Source organism: Halarchaeum nitratireducens (genome assembly GCF_017874695.1).
In the GTDB taxonomy this organism is placed as follows: Archaea; Halobacteriota; Halobacteria; order Halobacteriales; family Halobacteriaceae; genus Halarchaeum; species Halarchaeum nitratireducens.
Map to the genome: position 1 here is coordinate 168,452 of NZ_JAGIKY010000002.1, position 19,096 is coordinate 187,547.

At 68.4% G+C, this 19,096-nt stretch carries 20 protein-coding genes and 2 tRNA genes; 16 read left to right on the forward strand and 6 right to left on the reverse strand.

Annotated elements, in window-relative coordinates; genetic code table 11:
- From J2754_RS02915 to J2754_RS02950, 8 genes are read left to right on the forward strand one after another with little or no spacing between them, the layout of a single operon-like run.
- Window positions 1-276, forward strand: coding sequence for a F0F1 ATP synthase subunit C (locus J2754_RS02915; protein WP_188869526.1), 276 nt, complete (start codon window positions 1-3; stop codon window positions 274-276).
- A gap of 7 nt (window positions 277-283) precedes the next feature.
- The gene (locus J2754_RS02920; RefSeq protein WP_188877583.1) at window positions 284-868 is read left to right on the forward strand and encodes a V-type ATP synthase subunit E; all 585 of its coding nucleotides are present in this window, start codon (window positions 284-286) and stop codon (window positions 866-868) included.
- The gene (locus J2754_RS02925; protein ID WP_188877585.1) at window positions 865-1,923 is read left to right on the forward strand and encodes a V-type ATP synthase subunit C; all 1,059 of its coding nucleotides are present in this window, start codon (window positions 865-867) and stop codon (window positions 1,921-1,923) included. The genes J2754_RS02920 and J2754_RS02925 overlap by 4 nt, the downstream gene beginning before the upstream one ends.
- Complete coding sequence (locus J2754_RS02930) at window positions 1,920-2,261, forward strand: V-type ATP synthase subunit F (RefSeq protein WP_188877586.1); 342 nt, start codon at window positions 1,920-1,922, stop codon at window positions 2,259-2,261. Before J2754_RS02925 ends, J2754_RS02930 begins: the two co-directional genes overlap by 4 nt.
- The gene (locus J2754_RS02935) at window positions 2,258-4,009 is read left to right on the forward strand and encodes an ATP synthase subunit A (RefSeq protein ID WP_188877587.1); all 1,752 of its coding nucleotides are present in this window, start codon (window positions 2,258-2,260) and stop codon (window positions 4,007-4,009) included. The genes J2754_RS02930 and J2754_RS02935 overlap by 4 nt, the downstream gene beginning before the upstream one ends.
- Complete coding sequence (locus tag J2754_RS02940; RefSeq protein WP_188877589.1) at window positions 4,009-5,433, forward strand: V-type ATP synthase subunit B; 1,425 nt, start codon at window positions 4,009-4,011, stop codon at window positions 5,431-5,433. Before J2754_RS02935 ends, J2754_RS02940 begins: the two co-directional genes overlap by 1 nt.
- Window positions 5,434-5,439: 6 nt before the next feature.
- Entirely contained in the window at window positions 5,440-6,117 is a 678-nt protein-coding gene (locus J2754_RS02945; protein ID WP_188877590.1) for a V-type ATP synthase subunit D, read from the forward strand.
- A gap of 43 nt (window positions 6,118-6,160) precedes the next feature.
- Window positions 6,161-6,553, forward strand: a complete 393-nt coding sequence (locus J2754_RS02950; protein ID WP_188877592.1) for a DUF6276 family protein — start codon at window positions 6,161-6,163, stop codon at window positions 6,551-6,553.
- 51 nt (window positions 6,554-6,604) lie between these two features.
- On the opposite strand, the gene J2754_RS02955 is transcribed toward J2754_RS02950, so the two are convergent.
- The 4 genes from J2754_RS02955 to J2754_RS02970 form a co-directional block, all read right to left on the reverse strand.
- Window positions 6,605-6,865, reverse strand: coding sequence for a glutathione S-transferase N-terminal domain-containing protein (locus J2754_RS02955; RefSeq protein WP_188877594.1), 261 nt, complete (start codon window positions 6,863-6,865; stop codon window positions 6,605-6,607).
- A gap of 233 nt (window positions 6,866-7,098) precedes the next feature.
- Window positions 7,099-8,529, reverse strand: a complete 1,431-nt coding sequence (locus tag J2754_RS02960) for a heme-binding protein (RefSeq protein WP_188877596.1) — start codon at window positions 8,527-8,529, stop codon at window positions 7,099-7,101.
- Window positions 8,530-8,578: 49 nt separating this feature from the next.
- Window positions 8,579-10,366: a site-2 protease family protein gene (locus J2754_RS02965; protein WP_211086639.1), complete on the reverse strand. Its 1,788-nt coding sequence runs from the start codon at window positions 10,364-10,366 to the stop codon at window positions 8,579-8,581.
- Between the two features lie 303 nt (window positions 10,367-10,669).
- Window positions 10,670-11,344 (reverse strand): DUF502 domain-containing protein, encoded by a 675-nt coding sequence (locus J2754_RS02970; protein ID WP_188877599.1) that lies wholly within the window; start codon window positions 11,342-11,344, stop codon window positions 10,670-10,672.
- 126 nt (window positions 11,345-11,470) lie between these two features.
- On the opposite strand from J2754_RS02970, the gene J2754_RS02975 reads away from it, so the two are divergent.
- The 4 genes from J2754_RS02975 (at window position 11,471) to J2754_RS02990 (ending at window position 15,078) form a co-directional block, all read left to right on the forward strand.
- On the forward strand, window positions 11,471-12,019 hold the full coding sequence (locus J2754_RS02975) for a CDP-2,3-bis-(O-geranylgeranyl)-sn-glycerol synthase (protein WP_188877600.1): 549 nt from the start codon (window positions 11,471-11,473) through the stop codon (window positions 12,017-12,019).
- 81 nt (window positions 12,020-12,100) lie between these two features.
- Window positions 12,101-12,628: an orotate phosphoribosyltransferase gene (gene pyrE / locus J2754_RS02980; protein WP_188877602.1), complete on the forward strand. Its 528-nt coding sequence runs from the start codon at window positions 12,101-12,103 to the stop codon at window positions 12,626-12,628.
- A gap of 164 nt (window positions 12,629-12,792) precedes the next feature.
- The gene (locus J2754_RS02985; RefSeq protein WP_188877603.1) at window positions 12,793-13,506 is read left to right on the forward strand and encodes a phosphoribosyltransferase family protein; all 714 of its coding nucleotides are present in this window, start codon (window positions 12,793-12,795) and stop codon (window positions 13,504-13,506) included.
- A gap of 123 nt (window positions 13,507-13,629) precedes the next feature.
- The gene (locus J2754_RS02990; protein ID WP_188877605.1) at window positions 13,630-15,078 is read left to right on the forward strand and encodes an NCS2 family permease; all 1,449 of its coding nucleotides are present in this window, start codon (window positions 13,630-13,632) and stop codon (window positions 15,076-15,078) included.
- Window positions 15,079-15,349: 271 nt separating this feature from the next.
- On the opposite strand, the gene J2754_RS02995 is transcribed toward J2754_RS02990, so the two are convergent.
- Window positions 15,350-15,420: transfer RNA gene (locus tag J2754_RS02995), tRNA-Gly, on the reverse strand.
- Between the two features lie 127 nt (window positions 15,421-15,547).
- Here J2754_RS02995 and J2754_RS03000 point away from each other — a divergent pair.
- The 3 genes from J2754_RS03000 to J2754_RS03010 all read left to right on the forward strand — a co-directional run bounded on the left by J2754_RS03000 (window position 15,548) and on the right by J2754_RS03010 (window position 17,235).
- Complete coding sequence (locus J2754_RS03000) at window positions 15,548-16,357, forward strand: NAD+ synthase (protein ID WP_188877606.1); 810 nt, start codon at window positions 15,548-15,550, stop codon at window positions 16,355-16,357.
- A gap of 75 nt (window positions 16,358-16,432) precedes the next feature.
- The gene (locus J2754_RS03005; RefSeq protein WP_188877608.1) at window positions 16,433-17,098 is read left to right on the forward strand and encodes a DUF7114 family protein; all 666 of its coding nucleotides are present in this window, start codon (window positions 16,433-16,435) and stop codon (window positions 17,096-17,098) included.
- Window positions 17,099-17,163: 65 nt separating this feature from the next.
- Window positions 17,164-17,235 (forward strand) — tRNA-Thr (locus tag J2754_RS03010).
- A gap of 28 nt (window positions 17,236-17,263) precedes the next feature.
- Here the strand turns inward: J2754_RS03010 and J2754_RS03015 are convergent.
- Complete coding sequence (locus tag J2754_RS03015) at window positions 17,264-17,956, reverse strand: TOBE domain-containing protein (RefSeq protein WP_188877609.1); 693 nt, start codon at window positions 17,954-17,956, stop codon at window positions 17,264-17,266.
- 60 nt (window positions 17,957-18,016) lie between these two features.
- Here J2754_RS03015 and J2754_RS03020 point away from each other — a divergent pair, with 60 nt between their 5' ends.
- On the forward strand, window positions 18,017-19,093 hold the full coding sequence (locus J2754_RS03020) for a substrate-binding domain-containing protein (protein ID WP_188877610.1): 1,077 nt from the start codon (window positions 18,017-18,019) through the stop codon (window positions 19,091-19,093).
- Window positions 19,094-19,096 lie beyond the last annotated feature (3 nt).

The window sequence follows — 19,096 nt, forward strand, 5'->3', positions numbered from 1 at the left end:
ATGTACGAAACCCTCGTCGCAGCCATCAACATGCTCGGACTGATCGCACAGCAGAGCGCGGAAGCCGGCTCCACGGTCGCCTTCCCGCCCGCCGCAGGTGCCGCACTCGGCGTCGGTATCGCCGCACTCGGTGCGGGGATCGCTGAGGGCGGCATCGGTGCCGCCGCCGTCGGTGCCATCGCAGAAGACAGCGACTTCTTCGGTATCGGCCTCCTGTTCACGGTCCTGCCGGAGACGCTCGTCATCCTCGCGATCGTCGTCATCTTCATCGTCTAAGCCCACGATGAGTCTCGAAACGGTCGCGGAGGAAATCCGATCGGAGGCCGAGGAGCGAGCCGAGGCCATCCGTCAGCAGGCGGAGGAGCGAGCCGAAGAGATCGTCGCGGAGGCGGAAGCGGAGGCCGACGAGATCGTCGCCGACGCCGAAGCCGAGGTCGAGCAGGAGATCGACCAGCTGCGCGAGCAGGAACTCTCCAGCGCGAAGCTCGAAGCCAAACACGAACGGATGAGCGCCCGGCGAGAGGCGCTCGACGACGTCCGTGACCGTGTCGAGTCGCGTCTCACCGACCTCGACGCAGAGAAGCGCCGCTCGTTGACCGACTCGCTCCTCACCGACTCCCTCGCGGAGTTCGACGAGGACGAGCAGCTCGCCGTCCACTACGCACCCGGCGACGAAGCGCTCCTCGAGGACCTCCTCGACGAGCGCCCGAACGTCACGACGGCGGGCGAATACGACTGTCTCGGCGGCGTCGTCGTCGAGAGCGAGACGTCCCGCGTTCGCGTGAAGAACACGTTCGACAGCGTCCTCGAGGACGTCTGGGAGAACGAACTGAAGCAGATCTCCGACCGGTTGTTCGACGACCGATGAACGTCATCAGCCGCGACGCGTCGAACTACTCGTACGTGAACGCACGCGTGCGCTCGCGGTGGGCGCTCCTGCTCGACGCCGACGAGTACGACACGCTCACGCGGATGGGGCCGAGCGAGATCGCTCGGTCGCTCGGGGAGTCCGAGTACGGCCCGGAGATCGACGCGCTCGGCTCTCGCCACTCCGGCGTCGACCTCGTCGAGCACGCGCTCAACCGGAACCTCGCGCGGCACTTCGACGACCTCCTCGAATGGTCGCAGGGGACGCTGTACGACCTCATCTCGCGCTACCTCCGGAAGTTCGACGCGTGGAACGTGAAGACGGCCCTCCGCGGCGTCTACTCGGAGACCGACTCGGGCGTCGTCGACGATGACTTCATCCGCGCCGGGGAGTTCGACGAGGCGCTCCTCACGACGCTCGAAGAGTGCGGCAGCGTTCAGGCGATCGTCGACGCGCTCGCCGAGACCGTCTTCGGCGACCCGCTCGCGGACGCGCTCGCCGAGTACGAGGAGACCGGCGCGCTCGTTCCCCTGGAGAACGCCGTCGACCGGACGTTCTACAGCACGCTCCTCCGCGGGCTGAACGCCACGACGGAGAGCGGGACGCGGGAGTTCGTGAAGTTCCTCCAGGCGGAGGTCGACTTCCGGAACATCCGCAACGCGTTCCGCCTCGCGCGAAGCGGCGCGAGCATCGATCCCTCGGAGTACTACATCGCCGGGGGTCGCCTCTTCGAGGCCACCGAGCTCGCGTCGCTCGTGGAGAACCGCGACGAGCTCGTCGCACGCCTCCGCGAGAGCCGGTACAGCGAGCAACTCGGCCCGGCGCTCGAACGGCTGGAGTCGGCGGACACCCTCATCGGGTTCGAGCACGCGCTCGACACCGCCCTGCTGGGGTACGCCGATCACCTCTCACACGTCTTCCCGCTCTCGGTCTGTCCCGTCCTCGCGTACGTCCTCGCGAAGGAGCGCGAGGTCGACAACATCCGAGCGATCGCGCGCGGCCGCGAGGTCGGTCTGAGCGGCGAGGAGATCGAACAGGAACTGGTGATGCTATGAGCCAGGAGATCGCCGTCATCGGTACCGCCGAGTTCACGACGGGCTTTCGCCTCGCGGGCGTCCGCGAGTTCCGGAACGTCCCCGAGGAGGAGAAAGACGAACGGCTCGACGCCGCGGTCAGCGACGTTCTCGACACCGACGACGTCGGGATCGTGGTGATGCACGCGGACGATCTCGACTACCTCTCGCGGCAGGTCCGCGAGGCGGTCGAGACGAGCGTCGAGCCGACGGTCGTCACCATCGGCGGTGGCAGCGGCGGGAGCAGTGGAATGCGCGAACAGATAAAGCGGGCCATCGGGATCGACTTGATGGACCAAGACGAAGGTGCGAACGAATGAGCCAGACAGACACCGCAACAGACACCGGCGAAATCGCGAGCGTGAGCGGTCCGGTCGTGACCGCCACGGGCCTCAACGCCCAGATGAACGACGTCGTCTACGTCGGCGACGAAGGGCTGATGGGCGAGGTCATCGAGATAGAGGGCGAGACGACGACGATCCAGGTATACGAGGAGACGTCCGGGATCTCGCCGGGCCAACCGGTCGAGAACACGGGCGAACCCCTGACGGTCGATCTCGGCCCGGGGGTCCTCGACACCATCTACGACGGCGTACAGCGCCCGCTCGACGTCCTCGAGGACGAGATGGGTGCGTTCCTCGACCGCGGGGTCGACTCCCCGGGGATCGATCTGGAGGCCTCCTGGGACTTCTCCCCGACGGTCTCCGCGGGTGACGTCGTCGAACCCGGCGACGTCGTCGGGACCGTCCCCGAGACGGTCAGCATCGAGCACAAAGTTCTCGTGCCCCCGGACTTCGAGGGCGGCGAAGTCGTCGAAGTCAACGAGGGCGAGCACACCGTCACGGAACCCATCGTCGTCCTCGACAACGGCGAGGAAGTGACGATGCACCAGGAGTGGCCGGTCCGACAGGCCCGTCCCTCTGCGGAGAAGTTCACGCCGACCGAACCGCTCGTCACGGGCCAGCGCGTGCAGGACGGTCTCTTCCCGATCGCGAAGGGCGGGACGGCGGCCATCCCGGGCCCCTTCGGCTCCGGGAAGACGGTCACCCAACAGCAACTCGCCAAGTGGTCCGACGCGGACATCGTCGTCTACATCGGCTGTGGCGAGCGCGGGAACGAGATGACGGAGGTCATCGAGGACTTCCCCAACCTCACGGACCCGAAGTCCGGCAACCCGCTGATGGCGCGGACGACGCTCATCGCCAACACCTCGAACATGCCGGTCGCGGCCCGCGAGTCCTGCATCTACACGGGTATCACCATCGCGGAGTTCTACCGCGACATGGGGTACGACGTCGCGCTGATGGCCGACTCCACCTCGCGGTGGGCGGAGGCCATGCGCGAGATCTCCTCCCGGCTGGAGGAGATGCCCGGGGAGGGCGGCTACCCCGCGTACCTCGCCGCGCGCCTCGCGCAGTTCTACGAGCGCGCCGGTCGCTTCGAGACGCTGCGCGGCGAGGAGGGCTCCGTCTCCGTCGTGGGCGCGGTCAGCCCGCCCGGCGGGGACTTCTCTGAGCCGGTCACGCAGAACACCCTCCGTATCGTGAAGTGCTTCTGGGCGCTCGACGCCGACCTCGCCGAGAGCCGTCACTTCCCCTCGATCAACTGGACGGAGTCGTACTCGCTCTACAAGGACCAGCTCGACCCGTGGTTCGAAGACAACGTCGCCCCCGACTGGCCGGAGGAGCGCCAGTGGGCGGTCGACGTCCTCGACGAGGAGGACGAACTGCAGGAGATCGTCCAGCTCGTCGGTCGTGACGCGCTCCCCGACGACCAGCGCCTGACGCTCGACGTCGCGCGTTACATCCGCGAGGCCTTCCTCCAGCAGGACGCGTTCCACGACGTCGACACGTTCTCCCCGCCGGAGAAGACCTACGAGATCCTCACGGCCATCCACACGTACAACGACGAGGCGTTCGCGGCCCTCGAGGCCGGCGCGCCGATCGAGGAGATCACCTCCATCGACGCCGCGCCCCGGCTCAACCGGATCGCGACGCAGGAGGAGTACGAGGCGTACGTCGAGGAGCTCGAGGAAGAGATCACGGAACAGCTGCAGGCCCTCTACTAATGAAAGAGTACCAGACAATCACGGAGGTCAGCGGCCCGCTGGTGTACGTCGAGACCGACGAACCGATCGGCTACGACGAGATCGTCGAGATCGAGACGCCGAGCGGCGAAGTCAAGCGCGGCCAGGTCCTCGAAACCGCGGAGGACTACGTCGCCATCCAGGTCTTCGAAGGAACGGAGGGTGTCGGGCGGGACGCGTCCGTCCGGTTCCTGGGCGAGACGCTCAAGCTCCCGGTCACGGAGGACCTGCTCGGTCGCGTCCTCGACGGCTCCGGGAACCCGATCGACGGCGGTCCGGACATCGTGCCCGACGAGCGCCGGAGCATCGTCGGTGCCGCGATCAACCCCACGGCCCGAGAGTACCCCGAGGAATTCATCCAGACGGGCATCTCCGCGATCGACGGCATGAACACGCTCGTGCGCGGACAGAAGCTCCCGATCTTCAGCGCCTCCGGGCTCCCGCACAGCGAACTCGCGCTCCAGATCGCCCGCCAGGCGAGCGTCCCCGAGGACGTCGCCGACGAGGGCGAGGAGACGGAGTTCGCCGTCGTCTTCGCCGGCATGGGTATCACGCAGGAGGAGGCCAACGAGTTCATGGACGACTTCGAGCGCACGGGCGCGCTCGAACGCTCCGTCGTCTTCCTCAACCTCGCGGACGACCCCGCCGTCGAGCGGACGGTCACGCCGCGGATGGCGCTGACGACGGCCGAGTACCTCGCCTTCGAGAAGGGCTATCACGTTCTCACCGTCCTCACGGACATGACGAACTACTGTGAGGCGCTCCGCGAGATCGGCGCCGCCCGCGAGGAGGTGCCGGGTCGCCGTGGCTACCCGGGGTACATGTACACGGACCTCGCTCAGCTCTACGAGCGCGCCGGACGCCTGCAGGGCGAGGACGGCTCCGTCACGCAGATCCCGATCCTCACGATGCCGGGCGACGACGACACCCACCCGATCCCCGACCTCACGGGGTACATCACGGAGGGGCAGATCATGCTCGGCCGCGAACTGAACAGCCAGGGCGTCGAACCGCCCATCGACGTGCTCCCGTCGCTCTCCCGCCTGATGGACGACGGCATCGGCGAGGGCGTCACCCGCGCCGACCACAGCGGGGTCTCCGACCAGCTCTTCGCCTCCTACGCGGAGGGGAAGGACCTGCGCGACCTCGTGAACATCGTCGGCCGCGAGGCGCTCGACGAGCGCGACAACAAGGTCCTCGACTTCGCAGAGGCCTTCGAAGAGGAGTTCGTCGATCAGGGGTTCCACACGGACCGCGACATCGAGGACACCCTCGACATCGCGTGGGACGTCCTCTCCATCCTCCCGAAGAGCGAGCTCTCGCGCATCGACGAGGAGTTCATCGAGGAGTACTACCTGGGCGAGGAGCCCGACACGGCGGACGACGCCGAGGAAGCGGAGGCCTAACGCACCATGGCCGAGGACGTCAAACCGACGCGCAAGAACCTGATGGAGATCGAGGACCGGATCGACCTCTCCGAGCGGGGCCACGACACGCTCGAACAGAAGCGTGACGGCCTCATCATGGAGTTCATGGACATCCTCGATCAGGCGCAGGACGTTCGCGCGGACCTCGAGCAGAACTACGAGGACGCCCAACAGACGATCAACATGGCGCGCGCCATGGAGGGCGACGTCGCGGTCCGCGGCGCGGCGGCGGCGCTGAAGGAGCACCCCGAGATCACGGTCCGCTCCAACAACATCATGGGCGTCGTCGTCCCGCAGATCGAGGCCTCGCGCGTCTCGAAGAGCCTCGACCAGCGCGGCTACGGCGTCATCGGCACCAGCTCCCGAATCGACGAGGCCGCCGAGGCCTACGAGGACCTCCTCGAGACGATCGTCCTCGCCGCGGAGGTCGAGACGGCGATGAAGAAGCTCCTGGAGGAGATCGAGAGCACGAAACGCCGCGTCAACGCCCTCGAGTTCACCGTCCTACCGGACCTCTACGAGTCACAGGACTACATCGAGCAGAAGCTCGAAGAGCAGGAACGCGAGGAGATCTTCCGCATGAAGAAGGTCAAGGACAAAAAAGAGGAGGAAGAGCGCGCCGAAGCCGAGGCCGCTGCCGCCGACGCCGGCATCGTGGACTAGCTCTCCCACGTCCCTTTTTCACCGCCGCGCGGCGACTGTCGGTATGTCCTGCCCGCGCTGTGACGCCCCGACGGTCGCGTTCGCGATCCCCGACGACCTCCGCGATCAGTTACCGGACGACCGACCCGGGGCCGCGCTCTGCACGCGCTGTCTCTCGGTGACGCCGCTCGACGATCCGCCGACGGCGTCCCCGGACTTCGCGCGCGTCAGCGACGCGTTCCCGGTGAACGACGAGGCGGCCGTCGCGCTCGCCTGCCTGCTCGCGCTGCTCGACTCGCTCGTCCTCTACCGAGCGGAGATCGACGCCGTCGCGGCGTACGCGGAGACCCGAGGGACCGACGTGCTCCGCACCCTCGAACGCCTCGCCGCGGACGACGGAGTGGAGCCGTTCTTGGACCTCGATCGACGAGCGCGGCAGCTCGAACAGCTCATCTGACGGCTTCTTATCGCGCGCCGCGAAAAACCGAGGGCCGCGCTTCGGGCCGACCTAGGCGTAGTGTTCGTCGAGGTACTCGACGATGTCGTCGCTCTCGTACATCGTGACTTCGCGATCGGTGTCGACGAGGTACGGGACCTGATCCTCGCCGCCGGCGAGGAGTTCGTCGTGCGTGACCTCGTTCGTGACGTCGCCGCCCTCGCCGCCGGGGAGGCGGGGGTTGTGGATGACGTAGGAGATTCCGAGGTCGCTGAGCTTCTGTCGGACCTTCGCGCAGTGCGGGCAGCCTTCGGACTGGTAGAGTTCGAGCATACACGCGTACGGAGGGCAAGGAGCCTCAAAAGCCATGGCGTCGCGGCGAGCGCGTCGGCCTCCGCCCGGGTACGGAGTGAAAGTGAACGATGACGGTCGGACGCGTGTGCAGTCGGGTGGTTTCCACGCGAAGGCAGGGGGTCGGGTCGACCGTGCCGGCCCGTCCGGCGACGGGGGGCGTGCCCTCGAACCGTGCGTGGCGACGAGCCACCGCGGAGAGTCCGAGGCCCCGATCAGGCGAGGAAGACGTGACGCGGCGTATCGGCGAGGACGTCGCGGCCCCAGCTGACGGTGTCGCCGAAGGCGTCGCTGCGGAAGAAGGCCATGGCGTCCTCCTTGGACTCCCACTGGCTGGCGATGAACATGTCGTTCTCGTCGTCCACGTTGGCGAGGAGTTCGGTGTCGATGTGGCCGTCCATGTCGGCGAGGAGATCGTCGACCTCGTCGAAGGTCTCGACGAAGTCGTCCCGGTACTCGGGCTTGACGGTGTAGAACATCCCCATCGTCCCCCAGCCGTCCTCACGCTCCCCGGCCTTCCGCGTGACCCCGGGAAGGTCGGTGAGGAAGCCCGCGGCGGTGTCGGCGGCGGACTGGGTGTCCCAGAGGCTGACGACGGCGTGCTCTGCCTCCCCCTCGTAGACGCTCGTGCGGACGTGCGTGTCGTAGTGATCGAAGCTCTCGGTGAGGCCCTCAACCTCTCCGGTGAGCTCGTCGACGTCCGCCTCGGAGTAGACGACGACGGCGTAGACGTCCTCGCCGTGGGGCTGGCCGGCGTAGACGTCGAGGTCGTCGAGTTCGTCGCGAATGTCGCCCCCGTCGTCACCGTGGTGGCTGTCGTCACCCGACTCGTGCGCCTGATCGTGGTGGTCCTCGTCCCCGTGGTCGCTCGTCGGCACGGGGTCGCCGGCCAACACGGCCGGAAGGTCGCTCGGTGGGAAGCGCCGGCCGATGTAGAAGGAGCCGAACTCGCCGTACTTCGAGGTGGACTCGTCGAAGCGCATCTCGTAGACGATGTCCTTCAGCTCCACGGGGTCGTTGCTGAACAGCGTCACGCCCCACTCCCAGTCGTCGAGCCCGACCGAGGAGGCGATGACCTGCCGGACCTTCCCCGCGTACTCGCGGCCGATGTCGCCGTGACCTTCCATGAGGTCGGCACGCTCCTCGTAGGAGAGGTCGTACCAGTTGTGTTCGGGCCCGCGGCGCTTGCTCATCGGGTAGAAGCAGACGTAGGCGTCGTCCGGCATGTCCGGCGTGAGCTTCCCCTCGATGTAGCGACGAATGCCCGGATCGACGCTCTCCGGGTCCTCGAAGTACTCGTCGCTGACGTACCCCGATACCTCCGTCACGGAGACGTAGGAGTAGGTCCGCTCGGTGTACTCGGCGAACGCCGTCGACTCGAAGGAGCGCTCGATGGCGTCGAGGTCGTCGAGCTCGGGGCGGAAGTGGACGAACAGCAGGTCGGCCTCGTGGCCGAGCATGCTGAAGACCGCCGAATCTCCCGCCTCGGCGTCGACGAGCGATTCGCGGTCCGCGAGAAACGCCTCGGCCTCCTCGAGCGCGCGCTCGCGTTCGCGCTCGGGGGCGTCCCGCCACGCGTCCCAGTCGATCGTCCGGAAATCGTGGAGGGAGAACCATCCCTCAGCCGTCTCGGGCGCGTCTACCATACGTCGGTGTTGGGCCAGTGGGCCCAAGGGTCTTTCCAGTCCGGCGCGCTCAACCGAGGAGGCGCGGCCCGAAGACGAGCAACAGGAGACTGACGCCCATGGCGAGACCGACGCCGGTCGTCACCGTCCGAACCGCGCGGCGTTTCTCGTCGATCGGGAGGCGCGCGATCACGGCCTCCGCGCTCGTGCGCAACAGGTGACCCCCGTCGAGCGGGAACGCGGGGATGCAGTTGAAGAACGCGAGATTGAGGTTGATCCACCCGGTCCAGAAGAGGACGTTCGCCAGCAGGAACGTCGCCCCGCCGAGCCCCGCGAGCGCTCCCTCGACCGCGAAGAAGTTGAGGTTCCACCCGTAGAAGCCCGCGAAGTTGAAGGAGAGCGAGGGGTCAACGAGGCTGATGAACGGGAGGACGAGCGTCGCCGCGACGGCGCGGACGAACCCGGCGAGCCCGCCGTCGCCGACGTTCCCGCTCATGTAGTCGAGGTAGGACGCGGCGTCGTAGAGGTGGACCCCGAAGTCGGTGAAGGACAGTCCCGTCGTCCCGTACGTCCCGAGGACGCCCAAGTAGCCGACGTCAGCGTCGGGGCTCGCCCCGAGCGTCACCGTCCGCTCCACGGCCGAGCCGTTCACGTACGCCGTCAGCGCCACGGTGTCTCCGGGCTCGGTCCCCGCGAGCGCGGCGCTCACGTCATCGTACGTCGTGACGCGCCGTCCGCCGAGTCGTGTGATCACGATCGGTTCGCCCGTGGGGAGGTCGGTCGATTCCGCGGTCGGACCGTCGACTTGGACGACGGCGAGCGCGCCGATCGGGCCCGTCACCGTCGTCGTCTCGCCCGACGTCCCGTTCCGCACTGTCAGCGCTGCGATCGATCGGTTCGTGACCGCGTCCGCGAACCCCGCCCGCGTGTAGACCGGGGTTCCGTTCACGGCCGTGACGGTGGTGTTCCGCCCGATCTCCGCGAACGGCCCGGCGGTCGGCGCGGCCCGGACGAGGAGCGAGCGATTCACGGTCGTCGTCTCGCCGGACGCGAGGCCGACCGAGACGCGCCGAGTCGCGGAGTCGGCCAGCGCCGCGTCGAATTCGGAGTTGTTGGCGATCGACTCGTTCTCCACGGAGACGATGCGATCGCCCTGCCCGATCCCCGCCTGCGCGGCCGGTGACGCCGTGAACGCGCTCCCGACCGCCGCGCCGGACGCCACGGAGATACTGCCCGCGACCGGCCCGAACAGGAGGAGGAAGACGAGCGCCGTCAGGAAGAAGTTGTTCGTCACGCCGGCCGCGAACATCCGCGCTTTCGATCCGCGCGCGGCCTCGCTCTGGCTTTCCTCGTCGGGTTCGACGAACGCGCCCATCGGTATGGCCGCGAGGAGGACGACGCCCATCGAAGAGATGTCGATGTCCTCGACGCGACAGAGGATCCCGTGGCCCCCCTCGTGGACGAGCATCCCGATCAGGAGCCCGAGGACGATCTCCGGGGCGACGTCGAGCGGCAGGAAGTCGTTGACGCCCGGGATGACGAGGACGTTTCGCGGTTGGGAGACCGGCGACGTCGCCGCCGGTGGGTTCTGCACGATGTTCAGGGCGCTCACGACGAGGAACACGAACATCGCCACGCCGACGGTCAGCGCCGCGCCGAGCCCGAGGTTTCCCCACGCCCGCCACGCCCGTTTGGGCGTCGCGATCCGATCGAGGAGCGCCCGCCCCCGCTTCGTGTGCACGGTCAGCATCGGCCCCATCGTCCCGACGTAGTCGGGGAGGTATCCGTTCCGATCCAGCGTCGCCACTCCGATCCACACGACCAATACGGCGGCGAGGACCCACAGCCAGGCGTCCATCGATCCACCCTTTCCGTGCCGCACCGATAAGCCTACCCAACGACCGTCTTCGGGCTCCGGCCGCCTTCGGCGACCGCTCGCGCGCAAAGCCCGACCATCGGGAGAAGCGTCGCTTCTCCCTACGCAGCGAGCCGACGGCGACGTCGCGCACGCAAAGCCCCGCGAGCGCGACGCGCCGCGCCGTCCCGCCACCGACGCGTCCGTCTCGTCTCCCTCTCACGCCGGACGGCCACCGCCTCACCTCACCCCCTTTCTCGTTCTCGTCCGATCCCCGCCGCTCGTCCCGTCGCGCCGTCGCCTCGGTCAGCCCGCACCACCGTCCGATCCGTCCGCCGTCCCGTTCGGCCTTCTTCCCGTCTCGTCGCGCTCCTCGTCGTTCTCGCGCTCCGTCTCGTCGAGGTACTTCGAGACGTCGCTCGCGCCGGTAGTGCTGTTTCCGAACCCGGCCGACAGGACGCGGGTGAGCGCATCCTCCGCCGTTTCGCCGGTCTCGATGACGTCCTCGGGCTCGACCTCGACGACGTAGCCCGAGGTGATGTTCGGCGACGTCGGGATGAAGAGGATCTCGCGGCCGTCGGGGGCGCGCTGTCCCGTTCGGAAGGCGGTCATCCGCATCCCGTCCCAGGGTTCGACCTTCACGGGCTTCTGGAACTCCTCGGTGCCGTTCAGCGCCGTCTCGACGGCCATCTTCGAGGCGTTGTAGACGATCCGCAACCCCGGGAGGCGATTGATCACGTCGTCGAGGCGGTCCTCGAGGAACCGTCCGAGCGCCGTCCGCATCAGGTACCCGACGGCGAACACCACGAGGACGAAGACGACGAGCGTCAACAGCACCGCGAGGTACGGGTTCCGGATCTGCGTCGCGATCAGCGCCACGCTCGCCAGCGATCCGAACACCCAGTAGATGATGTAGAGCGTGACGAGGACGGGGATGATGACGATGAGCCCACTCGCCGCGTCCCGCTTCCACGAACTCATTGTCGAAACGATGCGAGAGGAACGGGGATAAACGTCTAGCGTCGGCGGCCGTCGCTGATTCCCTACCGCCCCACCGCCCACGGCGAGACATAAGCCGTTAAGCACCCGGCGACGCACCGACGAGCCATGCACCCAGTCGAGGCCGTCGTCGTCGCGTTCTGGACGATGCTGCCCGCGTACGTCCCGAACAACGCGGCCGTCCTCGCCGGCGGCGGGCGCCCCATCGACGGCGGGCGGACGTGGCGCGACGGCAATCGGATCCTCGGCGACGGGAAGACGTGGCGCGGCACTCTCTTCGGCACGCTCGCCGGCGCGGCGCTCGCGCTCGCCCTCGACGCCGTCGCGCCGACCGTCGCCGGAGCCGTCGGCACCGCCCTCCCCGGATTCCCGCCGGTCGTCGCCCTCACCCTCCCGTTCGGCGCGATGCTCGGTGACGTCCTCGCGTCCTTCCTCAAACGCCGCTCGGGCCGCGAGCGCGGCTCCGCCTTCCCCCTCCTCGACCAGCTCGATTTCGTCGTCGTCGCCCTCGCGCTCACGGCCGTCGCCGCGCCCGGGTGGTTCCGCGATACCTTCACGCTCACCGTCGTCGTCGTCGTGCTGGTGTTGACGCCCGTGCTTCACGTCCTCACGAACGGCGTCGCGTACCTCCTCGGGCTGAAGGACGAACCCTGGTGAGCGACGCGTCGCGGCGAGCGGATGAGGGACGTCCCGCGACCGATCGCGTCGTTTATCGGCCTCGCCGCCTCTCTTCGGGTAATGACGGACGACGAGCTCATCGCGGCTCTGCAGGACGCCGACGCAGTCCAGTACGGCGAGTTCGAACTGTCGCACGGCGGCACCTCCGAGTATTACGTCGACAAGTACCTCTTCGAGACCGACCCGCGCTGTCTGCGCCTCATCGCGGAGGCGTTCGCCGAGCGGATCGACGCGGACGCGAAACTCGGCGGCGTCGCCCTCGGCGGAGTGCCGCTCGCCGCCGCGACGGCCGTCACCGCGGACGTGCCGTACGTCATCGCGCGCAAGAAGGCCAAGGAGTACGGCACCGCGAACCGGATCGAGGGCCGCCTCGCGGACGGCGAGGAGGTCGTCGTCGTCGAGGACATCGCCACCACGGGCCAATCGGCCGCCGACGCCGTCGAGGCACTGCGCGACGCCGGTGCGGAGGTGAACCGCGCACTCCTCGTCGTGGACCGCGAAGAGGGCGGCGAGGAACGCCTCGCCGAACACGGCGTCGAGATGGAGGCGCTCGTCACCGCGAGCGACCTGCTCGACGGCGATCGGTAACTCCTCCTCGCGACGAGCGCGACGGCGGGACAGCCCCCCGTCGGCCGCGCCACGACGCCGTCCTCGACGGCCGCGCACGTGTGACTACACGTTTGCGCAACACTGTCTCTTTCCAGTTGCACTCGATTCGAGATATTCATACCTCTGTAATCGTGACTAGGTGTATGAACCGTGCAGAGAAGGCCGCCCTCCAACTGCAGGCCGTCTCCGTCCTGCGGACCCTGAAGGAGACGCGTACGTACGACGAACTCGCCGCGGAGACCGGTCTCCCGGCGGGCGACCTGAACCGCTACGTGAACGGCCACGTGCTCCCGAGCGCCGACCGCGCGCGCGCCGTCGTCTCCGAGGTCGGTGAGCGCGTCCTCCGCGACGAACTCGCGGAGCGCGTCCGCCTCGACGACGAGGGGTACGTGGACAACTCCGACGTCGTCTTCGATCAGGCATTCCTCGACCTCGTCGCGCCCGTCGCCGCCGAGTCGTTCGACTTCGAGCGGCCGGACGTCGTCCTCACCGCCGCGACGGACGGCATCACGCTCGCCGCCGCGCTCGCGTCGTACTACGACGCGCGTTGCGCGTACGCGAAGAAGTCGAAGGAGACCGCGGTCGACGAGTTCATCGAGGCCCGCCAGCGCCTCCAGTCCGGTATCGAACTCACCTACTACCTCCCCGCGTCCGCTGTCGACGCGGGCGAGTCGGTGCTCGTCGTCGACGACCTCATCCGATCCGGCGAGACGCAGGAGCTCCTCCTCGATATCGTCGCGGCCGCCGAGGCCGACGTCGCGGGCGTCTTCGCGCTCATCGCCGCCGGCGACGAGGGGATCGAACGCGCCCGGACCCGCACCGACGCGCCGACGGGCGCGCTCGCCGAACTCGACTGACTGCCTTATTTTTCGGCACGTTCGTGTCGAACGAGATGACCGAGACGCCTGATACCCACAGTGTCGTGCAACCCAGGTGGTAACAGTTAAGTCCGCACGACGGGGTATCCACGGACGTACCGCATGGGGTTCACCGATACACTCGCGGCGTACTTCGGTTTCGAGGAGCACAACACCGACCTGCGCACGGAGGTGGTCGCCGGCATCACGACCTTCCTCGCGATGTCGTACATCGTCGTCGTCAACCCGTCGATCATGACGCAGGTCACGGCCGACGGCGAGGTCGTCAAACCCGGCGTCGCGCTCGCCGGCTACAGCCACGACCAGACCGTCCAGATGTTGGCCGTCGTCACGCTCCTCGCGTCGGCGATCGCGATGCTCGTGATGGCGTTCTACGCGAACCGGCCGTTCGGGCTCGCGCCCGGTCTCGGGCTCAACGCCTTCTTCGCGTTCACCGTCGTCGGCACGCTCGGCGTCCCGTGGGAGACGGCGCTCGCCGCCGTCGTCGTCGAGGGCCTCGTCTTCATCCTCCTCACCGCCGTCGGCGCCCGCGAGTACGTCATCAAGCTGTTCCCCGAACCCGTGAAGTTCGCCGTCGGGACCGGGATCGGTCTCTTCCTCGCCATCATCGGTCTGCAGGCGATGGGCGTCGTCGCCGACGACCCCGCGACGCTCCTCACGCTCGGAAACCTCGCACAGAACCCCGTCGCCGTCCTCGCGCTCGTCGGCCTCTTCTTCACCCTCGCGCTCTACGCCCGCGGCGTCACGGGCAGCATCATCATCGGCATCCTCGTCACCTCCGCCGCGGGCGCCGTGCTCACGCTCATCGGCGTCGTCAGCCCCGGCGTCCTGATCGGCGATTTCGTCCAGCAGGGCGGCATCGCCGCGAGCGAACTGCCGCAGGCGCAGTACGACATCGGCCCGCTCGTCGGCGCGTTCCTCCGCGGCTTCGCGAACGTCGAGGCCTTCAGCTTCGCGCTCATCGTCTTCACGTTCTTCTTCGTCGACTTCTTCGACACCGCGGGGACGCTCGTCGGCGTCGGACAGGCCGGCGGCTTCCTCGACGAGGACGGTGACCTCCCCGACGCCGACCGGCCGCTGATGGCGGACGCGGTCGGCACGACGATCGGCGGGATGCTCGGCACCTCGACCGTCACGACGTACGTCGAGTCCGCGACCGGCGTCGAGGAGGGCGGCCGGACGGGCATGGTCGCGCTCGTCGTCGCTGTCCTGTTCCTCCTCTCGCTCGCCGTCGTCCCGCTCGCGGCCGCGATCCCGCAGTACGCGAGTCACATCGCCCTCGTCGTCGTCGCCATCCTGATGCTCTCGAACGTCACCGCGATCGACTGGGACGACCTCACGCACGCGATCCCCGCCGGCCTCACGATCCTCGTGATGCCCTTCACTTACTCCATCGCGTACGGCATCGCCGCCGGCATTATCGCCTACCCCGTCGTCAAGACCGCCGTCGGGGACGCCGCCGAGGTCCGTATCGGTCAGTGGCTCCTCGCGCTCGCCTTCCTCGTCTACTTCTTCGTCCGCACGAGCGGCGTCCTCCAGACTGCAGTCTGAGGCGGACTGTCGCTGCTTTTTCGCTTGCCGGATTCTAACTCGATAACGCGCTCGTGGGCTGAGAGTAACAGACGCTGCTTAGCGCAGCCGTCGCGGCTGTCGCGTGCGGGTTCGATACTGTACCGCGAGCCGTCGGCTCGCGGGAGATTTTCACCCATGTTTTTGCGGGGACGGGTGCGCTCCGCGTCGTTCGAAAGGCGCGTCGCGCCTTTCGTGATGACGAGAGAGCGAAGCTCTCTCGAACCACACCTGACTCGGAAAAAGATGGAAATGCACCGGCCGGGAATTGAACCCGGGCTATGAGCTTGGGAAGCTCATGTCCTACCACTAGACCACCGGTGCGCTCGCGTCCCGTGCGTCACAGCGTAGTCCGCTCTCCCACTTGAACGTAGCGTTTCGATACTGGACGCGCGTCCACCGTTTCGCGTCGGCGAGTGGGTTTTAGTCGTCGCCGGGTGTAGGGTCGCGTATGTCCGACATCGAGCCGCTCGACTTACAGTTCTCGGAGAAGGAACTCGACGCACAACGCGCTCACATCGAGACGTTCATCGAGGGGCAACTGGCGGACGCGAACGCCGAGCGCGCGGTCATCGGGCTCTCGGGCGGCGTCGACTCCACGACGACGGCGTACCTCGCGGTCGAGGCCCTCGGCGCGGAGAGCGTCCACGGCCTCGTGATGCCGGGCGAGGTGAGCGACGCGGACAACATGAGCGATGCCGAACGCGTCGCCGAGACGCTCGGGATCGAGTACGACGTCCTCGAGATCAACCCGATCGTGGACGAGTTCCTCGACGCCGTGCCGGAGGCGGAGGGCGATCAGATCGCGGTCGGGAACGCCCGCGCGCGCTCGCGGGCGGTGTTGCTCTATCTCGTCGCGAACCACGAGAGCGGGCTCGTGCTCGGGACGGGGAATCGCACGGAGGCGGCGATCGGCTACTTCACGAAGTACGGCGACGGGGCGGTCGACTGCCACCCGCTCGGCACGCTGTACAAACAGCAGGTCCGGCAGCTCGCCGCCGACCTCGGCGCGGCGACGGACCTCGTCGAGAAGACGCCGACCGCGGGTCTCTGGGCGGGGCAGACCGACGAGGAGGAGATCGGGATGGACTACGACACGCTCGACGCCGTCATCGCGCTGACGATCGACGGGAGCGTCCCGCCCGCCGCCACCGCGGAGATCGCGGACACGACGATCGAGAACGTCGAGCACGTTCGGGACCTCCACGCGGCGAGCGAGCACAAGCGCCACGTCCCGCCCGCGCCCGACGCGCTCTTCTGAGGCGCGAAAATGGACGTGCGGCGGACGTCCGTGCTTTCCAAAGGCCTTTGCCGTTCGCCGGGCTACGTCGAACCGATGGAAGAGGCCGAGCAGGCTCGGGCCGCCGCACGTGAGGCGGTCCGGGACGTCGAACCGTCCGACCTCCAGCGCGCGATGGCCGACCGACTCGCTCAGTGCTCGGTCGTCCCGGGCGCGCTCGTCTTCCTCGCGGCGAACGCGACGCCCGGCCACACGGGCGACCGACTCGCGGAGCGCGCCGCTGGCGTCCAACTCGTCTACGAGGGACTCGTGCTCACCCGCGACCTCGTCGAGACGGTCCCGTGGACGGGCGACGAAACGGACACGCCCGCCGACCTCGACGTCCTCGCCGCGGACGTGCTCGTCGCCAAGGGCTTTCGCCTGCTCGCGCGCACTGAGGCCGCCGACGCGGCCGTCCGGACCGTCCGGGAGTTCGGCCGCGAGCGGACGGACGTGCAGGCGGGGCGCGAGTCGACGACGCGCTCGCTCGAAGCCTCCGTCTTCGACCTCGCCGTCGTCGCGGGCGCGAGCGCCGTCGGCGCCGACGTCCCGCTCGGTCTCCGACAGTACGCGGTCGGTCTCGCTGATTCGTGGGGTGAGCGCCCGCTCGGCTCCCCCGCGGAAGTCCTCCCGGAGCGCCCCGCGGACGTGATGGCGCGCGTCGCCGGCCCGTCCGCGCCCGAGAGCGACGACGCCGTCCGCCCCTCCGCGACCGATCACTGACGGGTCGCCCTCTCCGACTCGAATCGAAACCCCTAAAGTCGAAACCGGGCTACGGAAGAGTGCCTGCCTGGGTAGCTTAGCGGTAAAGCGCGTCCTTGGTAAGGACGAGACCCCGGGTTCAAATCCCGGCCTAGGCTCTTCTCCTTCCCCTTCCTCTTCGCCGAGTCACGCTTCCCGCGGCGTCGCACGCGTCGCGGTGGCTTTGAACGACGCGACGATCGAGGCCCCTTCTTCGACGTCGAGGCGTTCGACGCTCGTCGCCGTGAGCAGCGCGTCGATCGGCGTCCCCGCGCCGATGTCGACGGCGACGCGGACGACCGCGTCACCGCGCTCGACGGCCGTGACGACGCCCTCGAAGCGGTTGCGCGCGCTCGTGGCGTCGGCGGCCGGCGACGCGTCCGGGTCGTGGAGGGTGACGGCGTCGCCGCGGACGCTCACTTCGACGCGATCGGTGTCCGGTGGGACGAGCGCGCGGATCGCACCCGCCTCGGTGTCGACGACGCCGAGCTCGCCCGTCCGGTCCGTGACGGTCCCGTCGAGGACGGCTACCGTCGTCTCGGCGATGGCGGCGTAGCCCGCGCGGAGGCGCTCGAAGCGCGCGACGAGGGCGCGACCGTCGTCGGTGAGCGTCGTGCCGCCGCCGCCGGGGCCGCCGCGCGTTCGCTCGACGAGCGGCCCGAAAGCGTTCTCCAAGTCGTCGAGTCGCTCGTGAGCGCGCGAGTAGGAGCGACCGAGGCGGTCGCTCGCGGCGTTCAGCGATCCCGTGGCGTCGATCGCGCGCAGGAGGGCGGCATCGCGCGCGCCGAACGCCACGTCGTCGGCGCGGAGGCTGGCGTCGAAGCCGGCGTCGGCGTCCATATCGACCATATCCGATCCCCGAGCAAAACCGTTATGTCGCCGGCCGCGAGCGTTATATCTATGACGAAACAACGGTCGCGCCGCGACGTTCTCGGTGCGCTCGGTGTCGCGGGTCTCGGCGGTCTCGCCGGCTGCGTCGGGACTGACGGCGGCTCGGGTGCGAAGAGCGCGACGGATTCGACGGGCTCGGGATCGTCGAGTACGGGCGAAGCGAGTGCGTCGTCGGACTCGTCCGGGACGGTGCAACTCTTCCACGCCGGGAGTCTCACGGCCGCGTTCGACGACCTCGAGGACGGGTTCACCGAGCGCTACGACGCGGCGGTCAGTCAGGAGTCCGCGGGGTCGGTACGCTCGACGAAGAAGATCACGCAGCCGCCCCATCGCGCCGCGGACGTCCTCGCCGTCGCGGACTTCCGGCTGCTCCGCGACGACCTCCTCCCCGACTACGGCGACTGGTACGCGATCTTCTCGACGAATGCGATGACGCTCGCGTACACGGACGACTCAGCGTACGCCGACGAGATCACGCCCGACAACTGGTGGGACGTCCTGACGCGCGACGACGTCTCCGTCGCGCACTCTGACCCCGCGGTCGATCCGAACGGATATCGCTCGCTCATGTCGATGGATCTCGGTGCGATCCCCTTCCGAGGCGACGCGCTCTACGACGATGCGACCGCGCGGTCGCTGAAGGACAACGCGCACGTCCCGGCGAGCGACGAAGTCGCCCTCCTGAGTCAGCTCCACTCGGGGAAGATCGACTACGCGTGGGAGTACCAGTCGACGAGCGCGACCCACGACGTGAACACGCTCGACCTCCAGCACGCGGTCGACCTCTCGAAGGCGACGAGCGCGTACGCCGACCACTACGCGAAGGCCACGGTGAACGCCGGCGGGACGACGTACACGGGCGCGCCCATCGCGTACGGGATCACCGTCCCGAACACGGCCGAGCACCCCGACTGGGGCGCGAAGTGGATCGCGTACGCGCTCGGCGACGGCGCGGACGTCGTCGCACGGGACGGCTTCTCCGCGCTCGACACCGCGGTGGTACCGGCGTCGTCGTCGGACGCAGTGCCCGACGCCGTGATGGCGGAAGCGAAAGCGAAGTCCTCGCTTGGCCCCCTGTCCCTCTGAACT